The following is a 3,311-nucleotide window of genomic DNA, read 5'->3' as shown; positions in this document are numbered from 1 at the left end:
ACTGCTCCTTGGGTCCGTCAGCTCCGTCCTGGCTGAGCGGGCGCAGTGCCCGGTCCTCGTCTCCCATGGCGCCCCGCAACTCCACTCAGGCGACACTGTTGCTCTGCTAACCGTCGGCGCATCAGCATGAGCCCGGCCGATGCGGTCAAACCCGTCATCGTCGGCTACGACAGCTCAGACGGCTCCCGCCGCGCCGTCCTCTGGGCAGCCCACCATGCGGTCGCGACAAAACTAACCCTCGTTGTCGTGCATTGCTGGGTCTGGCCGTTCTTCACGCAGGACCTCGGCCCAGTCCCGGCCGTGAAGGACAGCGGCCTGCAGAGCGCAGCGGAACGAACGGCAGCAGAAGGTCTGGACCTTGCCAAGCAGGCCGAGCCGGGTGTTGAGGTGAGCTTGAGGCTCATCGTCGGTTTTCCTTCTGAGGTGCTTACCAGGCTCTCGGCGGAAGCGTCCCTGCTCGTCACCGGCACCCGCGGGCTCGGCGGTTTCGCAGGCCTGCTCGTCGGGTCCGTCAGCCTCCATCTCGCCGCTTCCGCCTCGTGCCCCATCGCCGTCATCCGTGACGACCGACCCGCCCAGGGTGACGTCCTGGTCGCGGTCGACGGGTCCCCCGAGAGCGACCGCGCTGTGGTCCAGGCAGCGAGCCTCGCGACGACGGTGCACGTGCCGCTTCGCGTGCTCCATGTCAGGCCCTACGCCCGGCATGCGAGGACGCGCCTGCCCGACCCGGAACATGACCCTGTCATCCAGCAGGCTCTGAACCTGCTGCCCGAAGACGCTGACCTCAAGGTCATCGAGGATTCCTTCGCTGAACCTTCCGTGCCCGGGGTCATCATCCACCACTCCCACCAGGCCATCTGCGTGGTGCTGGGCGCGAAGGGCACCAACACGCTGGGTGCGCGCCTGGGTTCCTCCGTTCATGCCGTGCTGCATCACGCCCGAGGCAATGTCCTCGTCGTCCGGTGAGGCACGATTCCCAAATCTCCAGTGAAGATTCCTTGGACCCTCAGAAGTTGGACCCTCAAAAGACAGGCGCCGTCTAAAGCATCACTGACGTGCTCATGCGCTACCAGGTGAAGGTGGCCCTGCACGCGCCCAATGCCCATATCGTGTTCGGAGGGTACGAGAGGACATTGCGGCAGACCTTGATCGCCCTGCGTGCCGGTAGCTTCCTGCAGGAACACGAGAATCCCGGTGACGCGATAGTGCACGTCGTGCAGGGACGTGTGGCACTGACCTGTGGTGACGACGCCTGGGACGGTTTGACTGGTGACCTCGTCGTCGTTCCGGACGCACCGGACGGTTGGAGGCGGTCGAGGATTCTGTTGTTCTCCTCACGGTTGCCAAGCATCGATGATGTCGCAGCCACTGCCATGGGTCCTGAGCGCGCAGCGCTGTCCCCAATCGAATCGCCGTGTCGGGCCGCCCCTGGCTCTGATGCGTGATGCGCGACTACTTCCAGGGCGCGCACTCGTACGATCCACCCGCCGTCAACCGTAAACGGTGATGCTCTGGTCCTCCAGGGCGCCGGCTAGCTGGGCGCCGAAGGTACACTTTGCTTCCGTTTGTCACCCTCCGACACCGCCCCGGTGCAGTGGCGCTCCGTGTCGGGTCCCTGGACGCAGTTCCGGCAGCAGCTTCAGGGCAACGGCTTCCGTGGGAGACGTGCCGGTTGCCTGAGCCTGAAGACCAAGAATGAGAAGCATGACCGCCTCCAGCTCGCGGGCACGACGAAGAGGCCCACAGTCGATGGGGTGCATGCCAGCCGAGGCCACAAGCCGGCCGACAACTGCCTTCACGCCAGCGGAATCGCCGGCAATGAAGACGTCCAGAGGGAGCCCGCAGACCATCCCGGCCTGCAATATACCGGCCGGAATGGTGTTGAATGCCTTCACAACAGAAGTCTGTCCGCCAAGCAGTCCGGAAAGATGCTCGGCGGCCGAGTGGCCCGGCGCGACCAGCATTGTGTCAAAAGTGGCAGTATCTACGGGGTTGCTGGTGTCGATGATGATTTTCCCCCTTCATTGGTGCCCGTATTTAACGACAAACGGTTCGATGTCCGGATAGGGGATGGCCAGCTCGACGATCGTGCCTCCGATCGGGGTGCCGTAGCACGCACCCTGGGCACCCGTTCCCAGCAGATGCGCCAGTGCCTGCACCGGCCGATCGTCCCCTAGAATGTTGACCTCGCAGCGGCCATGAGGCATTTTCACCGCTAACGCGTAGGCCATCGGCCCGGTTCCGATGATCGTGACGGTGTTCAGTTGTGTCTGTCGTTCAAGAAGTCCACCCGGCAAGGCGGCAGCAATCCACTGGTGCAACATGATCCCACCGTATGAGGCGGGCAGTCGTCCCCGGAGGTGCCTTAGGTCCTGACTTCGTGTCCTTCACCGGATTCGGTCCTCGTCGTACATTGCCCAAGAACCTATGGCGGCGCACCCTATTCGACCCGTGAACCCCGTGCTTCCCGAGATTCCTGAGATTCTCGTGCCACGGGACTGGTCGGAGCAGCCCGGGACGTTGTGCCCTACCCCTTTGCGTGAGTACCCGTTTGGATGGGACGAGGACCTGAGGTGCGCGTCATCCCGGCGCCGTGGCCATCATGGCTCTCGAATAAGAAGGACACGCTTCATGACCAGTATCAGCTCTTTGTGGACCACACTCGACACGACCGTGCAGCAATGGCTGCTGCAAAATCCCGGAACAATGGTCCTGCCCCGCACCTACGTCAACCGGATCGAAGCAGGTGCGGGGCAGGTGCTGAATTTGGACGAGCACGGTGAGTATTGGCTGTCTCCTGAGGACATGCTTTTCTTGAAGGCCACCCGAAGTGAGTCGCCGTACTCCATGAGGTCACCGTCTCCCCGGCTACACCCACACGCCGCCGCCCCCAACTTCGGCTACCCGGCGCTGGATCCGCATGACAAGGCCCTCGACCAGTAACCCTCGACCTACCCGCGCCCTGGCACTTCGGAAGCCGTCGACGGCCCGCTGCGTCGAACCCGAAGCCATAGGGGTTAGCGAGTCTTGTAGACGCTGGATCAGTGTTCGATACGGTGAACGTAGAGGACGTGCTTTTCAACATCGAGGGTAAACAGCACCCGGTAGTCCCCAGGGCGCGCGATGCGCGAACTTAGAAGTTCATTGGTAGTGGGCTTTCTGAACCAGCGAGATCTATCGGCCAAAGCTCCGGTGACGGTTTCAACGATGGCAGCGGCAGCCTTCTCGGGTAGCTGACGGAATCCCTTCAGCGCGGGACTGGTGACCTCGACTTTCCATGGACCTTAACCCTCGGACAGGTCGACTGGTGG

The 3,311-nt window shown here is 63.0% G+C and carries 5 protein-coding genes; 3 read left to right on the top strand and 2 right to left on the bottom strand.

Features of this window, described 5'->3' with window-relative positions; genetic code table 11:
• Nucleotides 1-126 precede the first annotated feature (126 nt).
• Together CVO76_RS16235 and CVO76_RS16230 are read left to right on the top strand one after the other, a co-directional pair.
• Complete coding sequence (locus CVO76_RS16235; protein ID WP_208740126.1) at nt 127-966, top strand: universal stress protein; 840 nt, start codon at nt 127-129, stop codon at nt 964-966.
• 89 nt (nt 967-1,055) lie between these two features.
• Nucleotides 1,056-1,445, top strand: a complete 390-nt coding sequence (locus tag CVO76_RS16230; RefSeq protein WP_244186058.1) for a hypothetical protein — start codon at nt 1,056-1,058, stop codon at nt 1,443-1,445.
• A 123-nt stretch (nt 1,446-1,568) separates the two neighbouring features.
• Here CVO76_RS16230 and CVO76_RS16225 read toward each other — a convergent pair whose 3' ends face one another.
• Both CVO76_RS16225 and CVO76_RS16220 read right to left on the bottom strand, forming a co-directional pair.
• A complete protein-coding gene (locus tag CVO76_RS16225; RefSeq protein ID WP_208740125.1) occupies nt 1,569-1,895 on the bottom strand; it encodes a hypothetical protein in 327 nt (108 codons plus the stop codon).
• A 126-nt stretch (nt 1,896-2,021) separates the two neighbouring features.
• On the bottom strand, nt 2,022-2,324 hold the full coding sequence (locus CVO76_RS16220) for a hypothetical protein (protein WP_208740124.1): 303 nt from the start codon (nt 2,322-2,324) through the stop codon (nt 2,022-2,024).
• A gap of 307 nt (nt 2,325-2,631) precedes the next feature.
• Here CVO76_RS16220 and CVO76_RS16215 point away from each other — a divergent pair, with 307 nt between their 5' ends.
• Entirely contained in the window at nt 2,632-2,943 is a 312-nt protein-coding gene (locus CVO76_RS16215) for a hypothetical protein (protein ID WP_208740123.1), read from the top strand.
• The last annotated feature ends 368 nt before the right edge of the window (nt 2,944-3,311 follow it).

Origin of the sequence: Arthrobacter agilis (assembly GCF_002953615.1) — a bacterium.
GTDB lineage: Bacteria > Actinomycetota > Actinomycetes > Actinomycetales > Micrococcaceae > Arthrobacter_D > Arthrobacter_D agilis_B.
Note: the sequence above shows the minus strand (reverse complement) of the source record. Positions and strands in the feature narration are given on the sequence as shown.

Bases quoted from the DNA above. Each gene is read 5' to 3' on its own strand.
- CVO76_RS16235 (WP_208740126.1), top strand. From the start codon at position 127: ATGAGCCCGGCCGATGCGGTCAAACCCGTCATCGTCGGCTACGACAGC.
- CVO76_RS16220 (WP_208740124.1), bottom strand. From the start codon at position 2,324: ATGTTGCACCAGTGGATTGCTGCCGCCTTGCCGGGTGGACTTCTTGAA.
- CVO76_RS16215 (WP_208740123.1), top strand. From the start codon at position 2,632: ATGACCAGTATCAGCTCTTTGTGGACCACACTCGACACGACCGTGCAG.